Below are 18,137 nucleotides of genomic sequence, written 5' to 3'. Positions count from 1 at the left end.
AGCGGGCTTATCCGCTGTAAGCTTGAAAACGATGTTCCGCTGTGCCGGGTTTTGTGGCCAAGAGCATCTGTTGGAAGGAGTTGAAAACGATGCAAAAACTAATTGAAGATATCACAAAAGAACAGCTTCGTACTGATCTTCCTGCGTTCCGTCCTGGTGACACTTTACGTGTACACGTGAAAGTTGTTGAGGGTAACCGCGAGCGTATCCAGATCTTTGAAGGTGTTGTGATTAAGCGTCGTGGTGGTGGAATCAGCGAAACGTTCACAGTTCGTAAGATTTCTTACGGTGTTGGTGTTGAACGTACTTTCCCTGTACACACACCTAAAATCGCGAAAATCGAAGTTGTGCGTTACGGTAAAGTACGCCGTGCTAAGCTTTACTACCTGCGTGAACTTCGCGGAAAAGCGGCTCGTATTAAAGAGATCAGACGATAATGATAACGAACGAAAAGAGCTTGTTACCTGTAACAAGCTCTTTTTTTATACAGAATTTGAAAATGCCGGACAGGCATCGTAAAATACATAAATGACAACAAAGAATCATGTATACTGAAGAGATAAAGGCGGTGCTCGTGTCACATGACAATTCAATGGTTCCCGGGCCATATGGCAAAGGCAAGACGGGAAGTAACCGAAAAATTAAAATTAATCGATATTGTATATGAATTGGTAGATGCCAGGATTCCAATGTCATCAAGAAACCCAATGATTGAAGACATTCTAAAAAATAAGCCCCGGATTATGCTGTTAAACAAAGCGGACAAAGCAGATGCAGCAGTTACAAAGCAATGGAAAGAGCATTTTGAGAACCAGGGGATCCCCTCTCTGTCCATTAACTCTGTAAACGGCCAAGGCTTAAATCAAATTGTGCCAGCGTCAAAAGAGATTCTCCAAGAAAAATTTGATCGGATGAGGGCGAAAGGTGTGAAGCCGAGAGCGATTCGCGCTTTGATTATTGGCATTCCAAACGTCGGAAAATCAACGCTCATCAACCGGCTGGCAAAGAAAAACATAGCAAAAACGGGAGACAGACCTGGTATCACGACTTCTCAGCAGTGGGTCAAAGTCGGAAAAGAACTAGAGCTCTTAGATACACCGGGGATTTTATGGCCTAAATTTGAGGATGAGCTTGTCGGCTTGAGGCTCGCAGTTACCGGGGCTATTAAAGACTCGATTATCAACCTTCAGGACGTGGCAGTGTTTGGCCTTCGTTTTCTCGAAGAACACTATCCTGAACGTCTGAAAGAGCGCTACAGCCTTGATGAGATACCAGAGGACATTGCGGAGCTGTTTGATGCAATTGGTGAAAAGCGCGGCTGTCTCATGAGCGGAGGGCTCATTAACTACGATAAGACGACTGAAGTCATCATTCGCGATATCCGCACTGAAAAGTTCGGCAGGCTGTCATTTGAACAGCCGACTATGTAAAGGCGCGCAGAAATGCGGGTCTTTATTTTTTCCTGACCCAACCGATACATACAGTAAGGGAGAAGAGAAAGTGAATACATTAACCGTAAAGGACATTAAAGACCGTTTGCAGGAAGTAAATGATGAACAAGACCCATTCCTTGCCCAATGTGAAAACGACCCGAGAAAAAGCGTTCAAACGCTTGTAGAGCAATGGCTTAAAAAAAAGGCGAAAGAAAAAGCGCTGAAAAAACAATGGATCAATATGACTTCCTATGAAAGACTGGCAAGAAACAAAGGATTTCGCTTGATTGCCGGTGTTGACGAGGTCGGCCGGGGGCCATTGGCTGGACCCGTTGTTGCCGGCGCCGTCATCCTTCCAGAGGAATGTGAAATACTTGGGCTGACAGACTCCAAAAAACTTTCAGAAAAAAAGCGTGAGGAATATTACGAGCTTATTATGAAAGAAGCGCTGGCGGTCGGAATAGGAATTGTAGAAGCTTCTGTTATTGATAAAATCAATATATACGAAGCTTCCAAGATGGCCATGGTGAAAGCGATACACAATTTGTCAGATACACCTGATTACTTGCTTGTTGACGCAATGACGCTGCCGCTCGATACGAATCAGTTATCAATTATAAAAGGTGATGCCAAAAGTGTGTCAATTGCGGCAGGTGCGTGTATCGCAAAAGTAACGAGAGACCGAATGATGAGCGCCTATGCCCAAACCTATCCCATGTATGGTTTTGAAAAAAATAAAGGCTATGGGACAAAAGAACATTTGGAGGCTCTTGCCGCATACGGCCCAACTGAACTGCACCGCAAAACTTTCGCTCCTGTTCAATCGTTCAGATAAACCCATGGACAAGGAGGCACTTTTTTTAAATGAATATACGGAATGATGTGCAAAAGGCGCTGCAGCACCTTTTTAGAAATACTGCAGTCCCGCAGGAGACATCAACTATCAGCGAAGCGCTAAATGGGGAGAAGCGTCTCCTTTTAGGAAAAGTGCTTCGTTTATTAGGAGACCAGCACGCGCTGATCCAAGTCGGAAATCAAACGATCCAAGGAAAACTTGAAGCCCAGCTTCGTCCTCAAGCATACTATTGGTTTTCCTACGAAAAAAAAACGGCAGAACAGACAGGCCGTCTTCAGGTCGTTCAAAGCTTTGAGCAGACTCCCAAAACCATTCAGGATGCAGCTGGCAAGCTGTTAAATGCCATGTCAATGAAACCGTCAAACGCTGCTCTAATGATGACTGGAGCGATGCTGAAAAGTAAAACACCCGTAACAGAAAATGATATCAAAACAGCTGTCCGCTGGATGGATACGCTGCCTGCGCCAGACGCAAAAAAAGCGATTGAAACGGTTCTGTTCGCTTTAAAGCGTGAGCTGCCCATTCACCCCGAGGTTTTGAGCGGTGTTCATGCTGTGAAATCGCCTGTTCCGCTGCATCAGCACGTATCCCAGCTGCTTCAGGCAATCAACGAAAGCCCTCAGCAGAGCCCGATGATGGCAAAGCTGAAAGAAGCCGTTACGGCACTTTTTAATAGTGAAATTGAAGTTCATGCAGAACGCCTGATCGAAAAGCTTATTTCTCTAACGGACAATACTAAAGCATCTTCTTCAGGCCCTACAGCTGGAAACAGGGAAATTAGCGCACCAGCAGATTCTCCCGGGAAGGCCGGCTTACCTCTTGCAAACCGCACAGAGGAACAGAGAAGCATACAAGGAGAGCCTGTTAAAACAGCAGCAGATATTCCAATCAAAGAAGCCCGGCAGCTGCTGGCAAAGCTGACGGAATCAGCTGAAAAAAACAGTCTCCAAATTGTGAAAGAAGCGGCAAATTGGATGAAAGCGGCGACTGCTTCATCGGGCGATAGCAAGTCACCAGAAGCCTCGGCTGTTTTACAGGCGGCACAAGTTACAGATCAGGAAGCCGAAGTCTTTTTAAAGGCTGTTCAGCAGACAGCGCCTCATTTGGCGGATAAGGCGGATGTTCTTTCTTTCTTATCCAAAGTGAAAATGGCAATCGGCGCAAGGGACGAGCTTGCGTTCATTAAGGCGTTAGAACAAGGAAGCGAAGTGACACCTGACGATTTACAATCCATCAAGCTGGCTCTTCATGCCGCACGAGCGTCGCAGGAGGTAGCAGAACCTGTCAAACAGGAAGCCGATCAGCTGTTTCATAAATTAAACGGCCAGCTTTTCATGCAGCAGGACCATCCGTCATACAGCCAAATTGTAATGTCATTTCCGCTATTTTCGAAGTCAGGGGCACAGGACATGACTGTTCTGTTTAAAGGTAAAAAGGAGGCGGATGGAAAGCTTGACCCATCCCATTGCCGCCTTTTGTTTTTGCTTCAGCTGGATACGTTAAAAGAAACCGTCGTTGATTGCTTGATCCAGCAAAAAGTCATGACGATTACAATTGAGACTGATTTCGAGCTTCAGGCTGCGATTGATCCGATGGTGCCCGCGCTTAAACATGGTCTCAAAGAAATGGGCTACAGCCTTTCGGGAGTAAACGCTAAAAAAAGGATTCACACCGAAGAAAAGGCTGCAATCGATCAATATATAACAAGCATCAGTGATCAGGAAGTGGATGTGAAAATATGAATGAGCAGACACCCATGAGAAAAGCAGTGGCTCTCCACTATGACGAACAAAAAGACAAGGCGCCGAAAGTGATTGCCACAGGAAAGGGCCATGTAGCCGACAACATTATCAAAGAAGCGAAAAAGGCAGGGGTCCCGATTCAAGAAGATCGGACCCTTGTCGAATTAATGCGCCATTTGACTGTGGATGATCAAATTCCGGAAGCTCTTTATGAAACAGTTGCCGAGATTTTTTCGTTCATTTACAGACTGGACGAAAGTGTAAAAAACAAAAAATAGCTAAAATATTCCCCATCCTCTTTTTGAAATTTATGTTTTCAATAAAATAAAAGTTTGAATGTTTAGAAGGATTTAAAGATTTTGCATCGAACTCTAGACAATTCTTCCAGTATTATTATAGAATGAAAGCGCAGTCTATTTTAGTTTTGTTACATAAGTTAGGAGGATGGGAAATGAATATCCATGAGTACCAGGGAAAAGAAGTCCTCAGAAAATATGGGGTATCTGTTCCTGAAGGTAAGGTAGCTTTTACAGCAGAAGAAGCAGTTGAGAAAGCTAAGGGCTTATCCAGCTCAGTTTATGTCGTAAAGGCTCAAATTCATGCTGGCGGTCGAGGCAAAGCTGGTGGGGTAAAAATAGCAAAATCAATAGACGAAGTGAAAGCGTATGCCGAAGAACTCTTAGGGAAGACCCTAGTTACACATCAGACGGGTCCGGACGGCCAAGTAATAAAACGCTTACTTATTGAAGAAGGCTGCGATATTAAAAAGGAATACTATGTCGGGCTCGTGCTTGACCGCGCTACGTCCAGAATCGTTCTGATGGCTTCTGAGGAAGGCGGAACGGAAATTGAGGAAGTAGCGGAGAAAACACCGGAAAAAATCAAAAAAGCCGTTATTGATCCGGCTGTCGGCCTCCAAGGCTATCAAGCCAGAGAAATTGCATTCGCTATTAATATTCCAAAGGAGCTCGTGGGAAAAGCTTCTAAATTTATGCTTGGACTATACAAAGCGTTTGTTGAAAAAGACTGCTCAATTGCCGAAATCAATCCGCTCGTTGTCACTGGTGACGGAAATGTGATGGCGCTTGATGCGAAATTGAATTTCGACAGCAACGCGCTGTACAGACAAAAGGACATTTTGGAGTACAGAGATTTGGATGAAGAAGATCCGAAAGAAATCGAAGCGTCCAAATATGACCTAAGCTACATTTCTCTTGATGGAAATATCGGCTGTATGGTAAACGGCGCGGGACTTGCAATGTCCACTATGGATATTATCAAGCATTATGGAGGAGAACCGGCCAACTTCCTTGATGTGGGCGGCGGTGCAACCGCAGAAAAAGTCACGGAAGCATTTAAAATCATTCTTTCTGATCAAAACGTTAAAGGGATTTTTGTCAACATTTTCGGCGGCATTATGAAATGTGATGTCATCGCAGAAGGGGTTGTTGAAGCGACAAGACAAGTCGGTTTGACATTGCCGCTTGTCGTCCGTCTTGAAGGCACAAACGTGGATCTAGGGAAGAAAATCCTTAGTGAATCAGGATTAAATATTACATCTGCGGAATCAATGGCTGACGGCGCGCAGAAAATCGTATCCTTAGTTTAGGAAAGAATGAAAGGCAGGGGACCAGATAATGAGTGTTTTTATTAATAAAGATACAAGAGTTATTGTACAAGGGATTACAGGTTCTACCGCTTTATTTCATACGAAGCAGATGCTCGAATACGGCACAAATATCGTAGGCGGTGTAACACCTGGAAAAGGCGGAACTGAAGCGGAAGGTGTTCCTGTATTTCATACAGTGGCTGAAGCCGTTCAAACGACTGGCGCTAATGCGTCTGTTATATATGTGCCGGCGCCGTTTGCAGCTGATGCGATTATGGAAGCGGTAGATGCGGAGCTTGATCTCGTAATTTGTATCACAGAGCATATTCCGGTTTTGGATATGGTGAAGGTCAAACGCTTCATGGAAGGCAAAAAAACGAGACTGATAGGGCCGAACTGCCCTGGTGTCATCACGCCTGAAGAATGTAAAATCGGCATTATGCCTGGATATATCCATAAAAAGGGTCATGTAGGCGTTGTATCGCGTTCAGGAACATTAACATATGAAGCAGTGCACCAGCTGTCAGAAGCGGGCGTAGGACAATCTACAGCTGTCGGAATCGGCGGCGACCCTGTAAATGGCACAAACTTTATTGACGTTTTAAAAGCGTTTAACGAAGATCCTGACACACACGCTGTGATCATGATTGGTGAAATCGGCGGTACTGCTGAAGAGGAAGCAGCAGAGTGGGTAAAAGCCAACATGACAAAACCGGTAGTCGGTTTTATCGGCGGTAAAACAGCACCTCCAGGGAAGCGCATGGGGCATGCAGGCGCCATTATTTCAGGCGGAAAAGGGACAGCTGAAGAAAAAATCAAAACCCTTAATGCATGCGGAATCGAAGTGGCAGAGACCCCTTCTGTAATGGGTGAAACCTTAATTAAAGTGCTGAAAGAGAAGAACTTGTTCGAAACGTGTAAAACGCATTAAAAAGAAGGGACAGCCGTCAAGGCTGTTTCTGCTTTTCTGTCAAAAGGAGGTCAAAATATTGGATCAGGCCGCTGCCTGTTTAATGATTTGCAGAATCAATCAATTATTATCCCCATCCCTACTATTAAAATGGTGGAAAGCTGATCCATCTATGTCGCTGACATCACCTGTGTTAGAAACTGTTACTCGCGGTAAAATAAAGGCATCTGCATTAAAAAACAAAATAGAAGGATATTATCCAAAGCTTCAACGTCTGCTTGAGGCTTACCATGAGCAAGGCATTAACCCCATCCCGATTTCTTCAGAGCGATATCCTATCTGGCTGAAAATGATTTATGATCCCCCCGTCGTCCTGTTTGCTAAGGGTGATATGACCCTTCTTTCGAAAGGGAGGAAAATTGGAATCGTAGGAACTAGAAGACCAACAGCTTACGGGATACAAGTTGTCAATCATCTTACAAAAGAGCTTTGCCGTAAAGATTGGGTGATTGTCAGCGGACTGGCGTCTGGGATAGATGGAATGTCCCATGCTGCAAGTATTAAGGCGAAGGGGCGGACAATCGGCGTCATTGCAGGCGGATTTCAGCACATTTATCCCCGGGAAAACCTTCAGTTAGCAGATCACATGGCTACACATCATATCCTTCTGTCAGAACATCCACCTGAAACGAAACCCCAAAAATGGCATTTCCCTATGAGAAACCGCATCATCAGCGGACTAAGTGAAGGCATAATTGTCGTGCAGGGCAAAGAAAAAAGCGGTTCGCTGATTACTGCGTATCAAGCACTCGAACAAGGAAGAGAAGTATTTGCAGTACCCGGTTCATTATTTGACCCTTACGCCGGAGGTCCTATAAAACTGATCCAGCAGGGGGCTAAAGTGATATGGTCAGCAGAGGATATTTTCGAGGAGCTTCCCGAGAGAAACGTTCAATATACGGAACCCTTTTGAATTATCGTTTGACAAACGGCATTGTAATATTTAATAATAGTGAGGATTTGAAGTTGCATATTGTTTTCTATTTAAATAATGACGTTCATCATAAAGAATGAAATGTTGAAAGCCAATTAAAGACAGCTGCAAAACCAAAATTTAAATAATTGAAAAGAGAGAGAACACCTCTTGAGGGGGATGAAAATGTCTGATTATCTAGTCATCGTGGAATCGCCCGCTAAGGCGAAAACGATTGAACGTTACTTAGGTAAAAAATATAAAGTGAAAGCATCAATGGGACATGTCCGGGATCTTCCGAAAAGTCAAATGGGAGTTGACATAGAACAGAATTTCGAACCGAAATATATTACCATTCGAGGCAAAGGGCCGGTATTAAAAGAGCTGAAAACGGCTGCCAAAAAGGCCAAAAAAGTGTATCTCGCAGCTGACCCCGACAGAGAAGGGGAAGCGATTGCATGGCACTTGGCACACAGCCTTGATTTAGATCTCAATTCAGACTGCCGAGTAGTGTTTAATGAAATTACAAAAGACGCCATTAAGGAATCGTTTAAGCATCCCCGCATGATCAATATGGATTTAGTGGATGCACAGCAGGCGAGACGTATTTTAGACAGGCTTGTCGGATACAAAATCAGTCCTATCCTATGGAAAAAAGTCAAAAAAGGGCTTAGCGCAGGCCGCGTGCAATCCGTTGCCCTTCGTTTAATTATTGACCGTGAAAAAGAAATTAACGATTTTAAGCCAGAGGAATATTGGACGATTGACGGTACGTTCTTAAAAGGGCAGGAAACTTTTGAAGCGAGCTTTTTCGGAAAAAACGGCAAAAAACTTCCTTTAAATAGTGAAGCCGATGTAAAAGACATTCTTTCTCAGCTTAAAGGCAATAAATATACAGTTGAAAAAGTAACGAAAAAGGAACGCAAGCGTAATCCGGCCCTGCCTTTTACCACTTCCACCCTGCAACAGGAAGCGGCGCGCAAGCTCAATTTCAGAGCGAAGAAAACGATGATGATTGCACAGCAATTATATGAAGGAATCGATCTTGGAAGAGAAGGAACTGTCGGCCTGATTACGTATATGAGAACGGATTCAACCCGTATTTCAAATACAGCGGTTGATGAAGCAGCAGCATTTATTGATCAGGCATACGGCAAAGAGTTTTTAGGCGGCAAACGAAAGCCTGGGAAAAAGAATGAAAATGCCCAGGATGCTCACGAAGCCATCCGTCCGACATCAGTTCTCAGAAAGCCAAGTGAATTAAAAGCAGTGCTTGGCAGAGATCAGTTGAGATTGTATAAATTAATTTGGGAGCGCTTTGTTGCCAGCCAAATGGCATCTGCTGTTCTCGATACAATGAGTGTCGACCTGACAAACAATGGTTTGACATTTCGTGCGAATGGAAGTAAGGTCAAGTTTTCCGGCTTTATGAAGGTATATGTTGAAGGAAAAGACGATCAACTGGAAGAAAAAGACCGGATGCTGCCTGACTTAAAAGAAGGCGACACAGTATTATCAAAAGATATAGAACCGGAGCAGCATTTTACCCAGCCGCCTCCGCGTTATACTGAGGCACGGCTCGTTAAAACTCTTGAAGAATGCGGAATCGGCCGTCCTTCCACATATGCTCCGACGCTTGATACCATTCAGCGGCGCGGCTATGTAGCTTTGGATAATAAACGCTTTGTTCCGACTGAACTGGGACAGATCGTTCTTGACTTGATCATGGAATTCTTCCCTGAAATCATTAACGTTGAGTTTACAGCGAAAATGGAGAAAGACCTTGATCATGTTGAAGAAGGCAATACCGAATGGGTCAAGATTATCGATAACTTCTACACCGATTTTGAAAAACGCGTCAAAAAAGCAGAATCAGAAATGAAGGAAGTTGAAATCGAACCGGAATACGCAGGAGAAGATTGTGAATTGTGCAGTTCTCCAATGGTATATAAGATGGGCCGATACGGTAAATTCTTAGCTTGCTCTAACTTCCCGGACTGCCGGAACACAAAACCGATTGTAAAACAAATCGGCGTGAAGTGCCCGAGCTGCGGTGAGGGAAATATTGTTGAGCGAAAATCGAAAAAGAAACGAGTTTTTTACGGCTGTGACCGTTATCCGGAGTGCGAATTCGTTTCCTGGGACAAACCAATTGAACGAAACTGTCCGAAATGCGGAAAAATGCTGGTCGAGAAAAAACTCAAAAAAGGCATACAAGTCCAATGTGTGGAATGTGATTATAAGGAAGAACCACAGAAGTAGCGGTGAGCAGGGTCTTGCTCACCTTCTTTGTGTGTTAAAAGAAGGCCTTGAATAATAAACTAGGAGATGTGAAAGATGAACCAACAAACAGTGAATGTAATTGGAGCCGGACTCGCAGGAAGTGAAGCGGCATGGCAGCTTGCCAAACGTGGGATTCAAGTCAAGTTATATGAAATGCGCCCTGTTAAACAAACACCTGCGCACCATACAGATAAATTTGCAGAGCTTGTATGCAGCAACTCCCTGCGCTCTAATACGCTCGCTAACGCTGTCGGTGTATTAAAGGAAGAAATGCGGGCGCTTGATTCAGCCATCATCGCGGCTGCTGACGAATGTTCTGTGCCTGCCGGCGGCGCTCTCGCGGTAGACCGTCATGAATTTGCCGCAAGTGTGACAAATCGGGTTAAAAATCATCCGAACGTAACCGTTATTAATGAAGAAGTGACAAAAATTCCTGAAGGCCCTACCATTATCGCAACGGGCCCGTTAACCTCTGAATCACTGTCTGCCCAGCTGAAGGAGCTGACTGGAGAGGACTATTTATATTTTTATGATGCAGCGGCGCCAATTGTAGAAAAAGACAGCCTTGATATGGATAAAGTGTACTTAAAATCCCGTTATGATAAAGGTGAAGCGGCATATTTGAACTGCCCGATGACAGAAGAAGAGTTTGACCGTTTTCATGAAGCATTAACATCAGCAGAAACCGTTCCATTAAAAGAATTTGAGAAAGAAATTTTCTTTGAAGGGTGCATGCCGATTGAAGTCATGGCAAAACGGGGCAAAAAAACAATGCTTTTCGGCCCGATGAAACCGGTTGGTTTAGAGCATCCTGTTACAGGGAAACGTCCTTATGCTGTCGTTCAGCTTAGACAGGATGATGCAGCTGGAACACTCTATAATATCGTAGGTTTCCAGACTCATTTAAAATGGGGAGACCAAAAGGAAGTTCTCAAATTAATCCCGGGGCTGGAAAATGTAGAAATCGTCAGATACGGCGTGATGCACAGAAACACGTTCATTAACTCTCCAAGCCTGTTAAAGCCGACTTATCAATTTAAAAACCGCAGTGATCTGTTCTTTGCAGGCCAAATGACGGGAGTAGAAGGATATGTGGAATCAGCTGCTTCAGGACTGGTAGCAGGTATTAATGCGGCTAAACTTGTTTTAGGAGAAGAGCTTGTTACTTTCCCGCAAGAAACAGCAATCGGCAGTATGGCTCACTATATTACAACAACAAACCAGAAGAACTTCCAGCCGATGAATGCAAACTTTGGGCTTTTAAAAGAATTGCCTGTTAGAATTAAAAATAAAAAAGAACGCAATGAACAATACGCGGAACGTGCAATTGAGACAATTCAAACAATTTCGAAAACAATATAGGTATTGATTGCAACCTGAACGCGATTTGTGATACCATTTAAAAGCCCTTCCTGGGGAGGTATTAGCATGAAGAATGTTAAGAATTTCGTAAAGTTATTCGTAGAATATTTACAAATTGAAAAAAATTATTCACAATATACTATTGTGAATTATGTGGATTCAATTGAAGAATTCGAAACTTTTCTGCGCGTTCAAGGTATAAATGGATTTGAAGAAGCTGCATATCAAGATACTAGGATTTTTTTGACGGAAGCCTATGAAAAAGGTTTATCGAGAAGAACAATAAGCAAAAAGATATCTGCATTAAGAAGCTTTTATAAGTTTCTGATGCGGGAAAAGCTTGTTGAAGAAAATCCGTTTCAGCTTGTTCATCTGCCGAAACAAGAGAAACGGATACCGAAGTTTCTATATCAAAAAGAGCTTGAGGAACTGTTTGAAGTTTCAGATATAAGCCAGCCGACCGGAATGAGGGACCAAGCGCTGTTAGAACTTCTCTATGCCACGGGAATGAGGGTCAGTGAATGCTGTTCCATAACTGTTAACGACGTTGATTTATTTATGGACACTGTGCTTGTTCACGGTAAAGGCAAGAAGCAGCGATATATCCCCTTTGGGTCTTACGCCCGCGAAGCGTTGAAGGTATATATGAATAGCGGAAGACAGTGCTTGCTGATGAAAGCAAAAGAACCTCATGATCTATTATTCGTAAATCAAAGAGGCGGACCGCTTACGGCCCGAGGCATCAGACATATTTTAAGCGGCCTCGTTCAAAAAGCGTCCGGCACTTTACATATCCATCCGCATATGCTTCGACATACGTTCGCCACTCATCTGTTAAACGAAGGAGCAGATTTGAGAAGCGTTCAGGAACTGCTCGGGCATTCCAATCTGTCTTCAACACAGATATACACGCACGTTTCGAAGGAAATGTTGAGAAACACATATATGTCTCACCATCCAAGAGCTTTTAAGAAAAATTAAAGGAGGCCCATTATGTCATCTTTTCATGCGACCACAATATTTGCCGTACAGCATAAGGGACGAAGCGCTATGTCCGGAGACGGCCAGGTGACATTTGGTCAGGCTGTTGTCATGAAACACACTGCAAGAAAAGTGAGAAAACTGTTTAACGGCAAGGTTCTTGCCGGGTTTGCGGGATCTGTTGCAGACGCTTTCACTTTATTCGAAAAGTTTGAAGCCAAGCTTGAAGAATATAACGGCAACATAAAACGGGCGGCTGTTGAACTGGCGAAGGAATGGCGCAGCGATAAAGTGCTTAGAAAGCTTGAAGCCATGCTGATTGTAATGAATCAGGATACTTTGCTTCTCGTATCGGGAACAGGCGAGGTAATTGAACCAGATGACGGCATTCTCGCGATTGGATCAGGAGGCAACTACGCTTTGGCAGCCGGAAGAGCGTTGAAAAAGCATGCCGGTGAAAATATGTCAGCAAGTGAGATTGCCAGAGCCGCGTTAGAAACAGCAGGCGAAATTTGTGTGTACACGAACGATCAAATCATACTGGAAGAACTTGAATAGAAAGGACTTGAGGCGCATGGAAAAAAAGCCGTTAACACCAAGACAGATTGTAGATCGGTTAGACCAATATATTGTCGGTCAGCAAAACGCGAAAAAAGCTGTCGCCGTGGCATTAAGAAACCGCTATAGAAGAAGTCTTCTGGATGAAAAGCTGAAGGACGAGGTCGTTCCGAAAAACATTTTAATGATGGGGCCTACCGGCGTCGGGAAAACTGAAATTGCCAGACGAATCGCCAAGCTTTCAGGTGCGCCATTTATCAAAATTGAAGCAACAAAATTTACCGAAGTCGGCTATGTAGGCAGAGATGTTGAATCAATGGTCAGAGACCTTGTTGAAACTTCTGTTCGGCTTATAAAAGAAGAGAAAATGAATGATGTAAAGGAGCAGGCAGAAGAAAATGCAAACAAACGCATTGTTCGTCTGTTAGTTCCTGGGAAGAAAAAACAATCAGGCGTTAAAAATCCGTTTGAAATGTTTTTTGGAGGCAGCCAGCCGAATGGCGAAGATGAGGCGGAGAGCCAGGAAGAAGCCAACATTGAGGAAAAAAGAAAACGCATGGCGCATCAGCTGGCTTTAGGAGAACTCGAGGACTATTATGTAACAGTAGAAGTCGAAGAGCAGCAGCCTTCTATGTTTGACATGCTGCAGGGCTCGGGTATGGAGCAGATGGGCATGAACATGCAGGATGCTCTGAGCGGATTAATGCCAAAGAAAAAGAAGCGGCGAAAAATGACAGTCAGAGAAGCCAGAAAAGTCCTGACGAATGAAGAAGCAAGCAAACTCATTGATATGGATGAAGTCAGCCAGGAAGCTGTTCAGAGAGCAGAAGAAAGCGGGATTATCTTTATCGACGAGATTGATAAAATTGCAAAAAACGGCGGCGCATCATCCTCTGCCGATGTATCAAGAGAGGGCGTTCAGCGGGATATCCTTCCGATCGTTGAGGGTTCTACCGTCGTCACTAAATATGGTTCAGTAAAAACAGATCATGTGTTATTTATTGCAGCAGGAGCGTTTCATATGGCCAAACCGTCTGATTTGATTCCTGAGCTGCAGGGGCGCTTTCCGATTCGTGTAGAACTGAGCAAACTCACGGTAGACGACTTCGTGAGGATTCTGGTTGAGCCGGATAATGCACTGCTAAAACAATATCAGGCATTATTGGAGACAGAAGGTATATCTCTTGAATTTTCTGACGAAGCTATTCATAAGATTGCTGAAGTTGCTTATCATGTGAACCAGGACACAGATAATATTGGTGCGAGACGCCTTCATACAATACTTGAACGCCTATTAGAAGATCTGTCCTTTGAAGCGCCTGATGTAACAATGGAGAAAATAACGATTACACCACAGTATGTCGAAGATAAGCTCGGAACGATAGCAAAAAACAAAGATTTAAGTCAATTTATATTGTGAAAAATTTAATAAGTGGAATGTTTAGGAGGATTATTTATCATGGCTTTATTACAAAAAACAAGAATTATTAACTCGATGCTGCAAGCTGCGGCAGGGAAACCGGTAAACTTCAAGGAAATGGCGGAGACGTTGCGGGATGTCATTGATTCCAATATTTTCGTTGTAAGCCGCAGAGGCAAACTCCTTGGATATTCTATTAATCAGCAGATTGAAAACGAGCGTATGAAAAAAATGCTTGAGGATCGTCAATTCCCAGAAGAATATACGAAAAACCTGTTTAATGTCCCTGAAACATCTTCTAACTTGGACATTAATAGTGAATATACTGCTTTTCCTGTTGAAAACAGAGACCTGTTCCAAGCTGGTTTAACAACAATTGTACCGATCATCGGAGGCGGAGAAAGATTAGGCACACTCATTCTTTCACGTTTACAGGATCAATTTAATGACGATGACCTAATTCTTGCTGAATACGGTGCTACAGTTGTCGGAATGGAAATTCTAAGAGAAAAAGCAGAAGAAATTGAAGAGGAAGCAAGAAGCAAAGCTGTCGTTCAAATGGCTATCAGTTCTCTTTCTTACAGTGAGCTTGAGGCAATTGAGCACATTTTTGAAGAGCTTGACGGAAACGAAGGGCTTCTAGTAGCAAGTAAAATTGCTGACCGTGTCGGCATTACCCGTTCTGTTATTGTTAACGCACTCAGAAAGCTGGAAAGCGCGGGTGTCATCGAATCAAGATCATTAGGAATGAAAGGTACTTATATCAAAGTCTTAAATAACAAATTCCTAATTGAATTAGAAAATCTAAAATCTCATTAATCATAAAAAGAACCCCTTTTATGGGGTTCTTTTTATTTCAAATAAAGGAAATAGCTAAGCTTTATTTCCTGGGTTAAAAGTCTTTCCTTGTAATAATTTTAATGAAGTTTGAATTTCACTTCAAAAAAACTCAAAAATGCCGAAAAAAAGGATAAAAAAACAGAAATTTTGTGCTGAAAACGTAGTTCAAATAATCTAGGACTATATACCTAGTTATAAAATAGATAATTGTGAGGACATTTTTTTACACGAACTTCATAGACTTTATGCCTGTTATTTCTTACAATAAGCATATAGTTTTACAATTCTCGACAAGGATATAGAGGTTGAAAAAAACTGAAATGGAGGTAAGTGGATTTGAGCTTATTTTCTGGAACGATACAGAATCTTGAAAATGCCTTAAATAGAGCGGATATTAAGCAAAAAGTCACAACTAATAATATTGCCAATATAGATACACCGAACTATAAGGCGAAACAAGTCTCTTTTCAAAATTTATTAGATCAAGAATCCTCACGTCTTGATGCGGTAAAAACAGACTATCGTCATGTTGATTTTTCTGATACTGATTCGAATTATTCAATTGTGAAGAGTGAGAGTACATCGTATCAGCAAAATGGAAATAATGTTGATGTTGACAAAGAGATGACAGAATTGGCGCAAAATCAAATCAACTATCAAGCTTTAGTTGAAAGAATGAACGGTAAATTTAATTCGTTGAAGACCGTATTAACAGGAGGAAAATAATGACAGCTTTTCAAGGCTTAAATGTTTCAGCATCAGCTTTAACAGCTCAGCGTGTCAGAATGGATGTTGTTTCGTCTAACTTGGCTAATATGGATACGACACGAGCTAAGCAGGTGAATGGAGAGTGGGTGCCTTACAGAAGGAAAATGGTATCCCTTCAATCAAAAGGTGAATCGTTCTCTTCCATTCTCAATTCACAAATGAGCGGAAGCGGAAATGTTGGAAACGGCGTAAAGGTTTCAAAAATCACAGAAGATGGTTCGGAATTTAATCTTGTCTATGATCCTACAGATCCTGATGCGAATGCTGAAGGATATGTGCGAAAGCCTAATGTGGATCCGTTGAAAGAAATGGTTGACCTTGTCAGTAGCACCAGATCATACGAGGCGAATGTAACGGCGATGAATGCCACAAAGGGAATGCTGATGAAGGCATTAGAAATCGGAAAGTAAGGTGAATGAATGTGGTTAATGCAATTTCTCCTTTTCAGGTTCAAAATACTCAAAACACTCAAAATGCAACAAATCAAGTAAACAATAGCCAAAAAACAGATTCTTCAAATCAAACAAGCTTTTCGGAGCTTTTAAAAAACTCGATTAGTTCGTTAAATGAGTCCCAAGTAGCTTCTGACAATATGACTAATGCTTTGGCTGCAGGAAAAGATGTAAATCTTGATGAGGTCATGATCGCTGCTCAAAAAGCAAACATCTCTCTCACTGCTGCTACAGAGTTCCGCAATAAAGCTGTGGAAGCCTATCAGGAGATTATGAGAATGCAAATGTAGGGGGTCTGACGATTAACAGAAAGAGTGGAATGACCGGGGGTTAACATGAATCGTACTCTAATGCAAATGAAAAACAAAACGAGTGAGTTTTGGAAAAACAGATCTAAATTACAAAAGATTTTAATGATTAGTGTGTTAGCGGCAATTATTATTATTGGAATTATTGTTAGTGTTTTTGCTTCCAGTACAAAGATGGCGCCGCTTTACAAAGATTTATCTGCCGAAGAAGCAGGGAAAATCAAAGAAGAACTGGATAAGAAAAAAGTGCCAAACGAACTTTCGAATGGCGGTACAGTGATTAGCGTTCCAGAGGAACAGGTTGATTCATTGAAGGTGCAGCTGGCTGCGGAAGGACTTCCGAAAACCGGATCAATTGATTATTCGTTTTTTGGGCAGAATGCCAGCTTTGGTTTGACAGACAATGAGTTTGATATGGTGAAAGTGAAAGCGACACAGACAGAACTGTCAAATTTGATCAATGAAATGGACGGTATCAAAAATTCAAAAGTAATGATCAATCTCCCGAAAGACGCTGTGTTTGTCGGTGAGGAGCAGTCGGCAGCATCTGCATCAATCGTTTTGCAGACTGAACCGGGCTATACACTTGATCAAAGCCAGATCAACGGGTTGTATCATCTGGTGTCGAAAAGTGTGCCGAACCTAAAAGAAGATAACATCGTCATCATGGACCAGAATTCTACATACTACGACAAATCAGACAACGGTGCAGGGTCCTACGCGGATAGTTATTCTTCTCAGCAAGGAATTAAGTCTCAAGTTGAAAAAGACATCCAAAAGCATGTTCAGTCATTGCTTGGTACGATGATGGGACAAGATAAAGTCGTTGTCTCCGTTACAGCAGACATTGATTTCACAAAAGAAAAACGTACAGAAGACATTGTTGAACCTGTCGATAAAGACAACATGGAAGGCATTGCAGTCAGCGCGGAAAAGGTATCGGAAACATACCAAGGTGACGGTGCAGCCAATGGAGGTACTGCCGGAACCGGAAACGAAGATGTAACAAATTATAAAGGTGACGGTGGAAATTCTGAAAGCGGGAACTACGAAAAAAACAGCAATAAAATCAATTACGAGGTTAACCGAATCCATAAAGAAATCGCTGAAAGCCCTTATAAGGTCAGAGATTTAGGCATTCAAGTCATGGTAGAGCCGCCTGATGCCAAAAACACAGCGTCGCTATCAACTGAAAGACAGGGTGATATACAAAAGATTCTTTCAACTGTAGTCAGAACATCACTGGATAAAGATGAATTACAAAATCAGAATTTATCTGCTACTGATATCAACAATAAGATTGTTGTCTCTGTTCAGCCGTTTGACGGAAAAGTCAACTTGGATACGAGTGCGGAAAAATCCTCAGGTATCCCGCTTTGGGCATATATTATAGGCGGTGTTTTAATCGCAGCAATCATTGTTCTGATCATTATGCTTGTCAGAAAGAAACGGGCGCAAGAGGATGAATTCGAGGAATATGAGTATGATGTTCCTCAAGAACCAATCGATTTGCCTGATATCAACGAAGAGGAAAATGAAACAGCGGAAACAGTCAGACGAAAACAGCTTGAAAAAATGGCGAAAGAAAAGCCCGAAGATTTTGCGAAACTGCTGAGAAGCTGGCTGGCCGAGGATTAGGAGG

General features: G+C 42.7%; 18 protein-coding genes. All 18 read left to right on the top strand.

Annotated elements, in window-relative coordinates:
- The first annotated feature begins 89 nt into the window (after positions 1-89).
- The 18 genes from rplS to fliF all read left to right on the top strand — a co-directional run bounded on the left by rplS (position 90) and on the right by fliF (position 18,133).
- Positions 90-437, top strand: a complete 348-nt coding sequence (gene rplS, locus V756_RS0119080; RefSeq protein ID WP_003220825.1) for a 50S ribosomal protein L19 — start codon at positions 90-92, stop codon at positions 435-437.
- Between the two features lie 144 nt (positions 438-581).
- The gene (ylqF, locus tag V756_RS0119075; RefSeq protein ID WP_024716072.1) at positions 582-1,430 is read left to right on the top strand and encodes a ribosome biogenesis GTPase YlqF; all 849 of its coding nucleotides are present in this window, start codon (positions 582-584) and stop codon (positions 1,428-1,430) included.
- 70 nt (positions 1,431-1,500) lie between these two features.
- A complete protein-coding gene (rnhB, locus tag V756_RS0119070; RefSeq protein WP_024716071.1) occupies positions 1,501-2,268 on the top strand; it encodes a ribonuclease HII in 768 nt (255 codons plus the stop codon).
- Positions 2,269-2,297: 29 nt separating this feature from the next.
- Positions 2,298-4,031, top strand: a complete 1,734-nt coding sequence (locus tag V756_RS0119065) for a hypothetical protein (RefSeq protein WP_024716070.1) — start codon at positions 2,298-2,300, stop codon at positions 4,029-4,031.
- The gene (locus tag V756_RS0119060; protein WP_024716069.1) at positions 4,028-4,309 is read left to right on the top strand and encodes a FlhB-like flagellar biosynthesis protein; all 282 of its coding nucleotides are present in this window, start codon (positions 4,028-4,030) and stop codon (positions 4,307-4,309) included. Before V756_RS0119065 ends, V756_RS0119060 begins: the two co-directional genes overlap by 4 nt.
- Positions 4,310-4,482: 173 nt before the next feature.
- A complete protein-coding gene (gene sucC, locus V756_RS0119055) occupies positions 4,483-5,640 on the top strand; it encodes an ADP-forming succinate--CoA ligase subunit beta (RefSeq protein ID WP_024716068.1) in 1,158 nt (385 codons plus the stop codon).
- A gap of 28 nt (positions 5,641-5,668) precedes the next feature.
- Entirely contained in the window at positions 5,669-6,571 is a 903-nt protein-coding gene (gene sucD, locus V756_RS0119050; RefSeq protein WP_024716067.1) for a succinate--CoA ligase subunit alpha, read from the top strand.
- Positions 6,572-6,629: 58 nt separating this feature from the next.
- Positions 6,630-7,523: a DNA-processing protein DprA gene (gene dprA, locus V756_RS0119045; protein WP_024716066.1), complete on the top strand. Its 894-nt coding sequence runs from the start codon at positions 6,630-6,632 to the stop codon at positions 7,521-7,523.
- A 186-nt stretch (positions 7,524-7,709) separates the two neighbouring features.
- Complete coding sequence (gene topA / locus V756_RS0119040) at positions 7,710-9,785, top strand: type I DNA topoisomerase (RefSeq protein ID WP_024716065.1); 2,076 nt, start codon at positions 7,710-7,712, stop codon at positions 9,783-9,785.
- Between the two features lie 75 nt (positions 9,786-9,860).
- A complete protein-coding gene (trmFO, locus tag V756_RS0119035; RefSeq protein WP_024716064.1) occupies positions 9,861-11,168 on the top strand; it encodes an FADH(2)-oxidizing methylenetetrahydrofolate--tRNA-(uracil(54)-C(5))-methyltransferase TrmFO in 1,308 nt (435 codons plus the stop codon).
- A gap of 66 nt (positions 11,169-11,234) precedes the next feature.
- Complete coding sequence (xerC, locus tag V756_RS0119030) at positions 11,235-12,149, top strand: tyrosine recombinase XerC (protein WP_024716063.1); 915 nt, start codon at positions 11,235-11,237, stop codon at positions 12,147-12,149.
- A 12-nt stretch (positions 12,150-12,161) separates the two neighbouring features.
- A complete protein-coding gene (gene clpQ, locus V756_RS0119025) occupies positions 12,162-12,707 on the top strand; it encodes an ATP-dependent protease subunit ClpQ (protein WP_024716062.1) in 546 nt (181 codons plus the stop codon).
- A gap of 16 nt (positions 12,708-12,723) precedes the next feature.
- Positions 12,724-14,127: an ATP-dependent protease ATPase subunit HslU gene (gene hslU / locus V756_RS0119020; protein ID WP_024716061.1), complete on the top strand. Its 1,404-nt coding sequence runs from the start codon at positions 12,724-12,726 to the stop codon at positions 14,125-14,127.
- Between the two features lie 39 nt (positions 14,128-14,166).
- Positions 14,167-14,946, top strand: a complete 780-nt coding sequence (codY, locus tag V756_RS0119015) for a GTP-sensing pleiotropic transcriptional regulator CodY (protein WP_024716060.1) — start codon at positions 14,167-14,169, stop codon at positions 14,944-14,946.
- Positions 14,947-15,303: 357 nt separating this feature from the next.
- A complete protein-coding gene (flgB, locus tag V756_RS0119010; RefSeq protein WP_024716059.1) occupies positions 15,304-15,693 on the top strand; it encodes a flagellar basal body rod protein FlgB in 390 nt (129 codons plus the stop codon).
- Positions 15,693-16,145, top strand: coding sequence for a flagellar basal body rod protein FlgC (gene flgC, locus V756_RS0119005; RefSeq protein WP_024716058.1), 453 nt, complete (start codon positions 15,693-15,695; stop codon positions 16,143-16,145). The genes flgB and flgC overlap by 1 nt, the downstream gene beginning before the upstream one ends.
- Before the next feature lie 11 nt (positions 16,146-16,156).
- Positions 16,157-16,477 carry a flagellar hook-basal body complex protein FliE gene (gene fliE / locus V756_RS0119000; RefSeq protein WP_024716057.1) on the top strand — a complete coding sequence of 107 codons (321 nt, stop codon included), beginning with the start codon at positions 16,157-16,159 and terminating at the stop codon, positions 16,475-16,477.
- A gap of 45 nt (positions 16,478-16,522) precedes the next feature.
- Complete coding sequence (gene fliF, locus V756_RS0118995; protein WP_032682160.1) at positions 16,523-18,133, top strand: flagellar basal-body MS-ring/collar protein FliF; 1,611 nt, start codon at positions 16,523-16,525, stop codon at positions 18,131-18,133.
- Positions 18,134-18,137: the final 4 nt, after the last annotated feature.

This window comes from Bacillus tequilensis KCTC 13622 (genome assembly GCF_000507145.1).
GTDB lineage: Bacteria > Bacillota > Bacilli > Bacillales > Bacillaceae > Bacillus > Bacillus tequilensis.
Note: the sequence above shows the minus strand (reverse complement) of the source record. Positions and strands in the feature narration are given on the sequence as shown.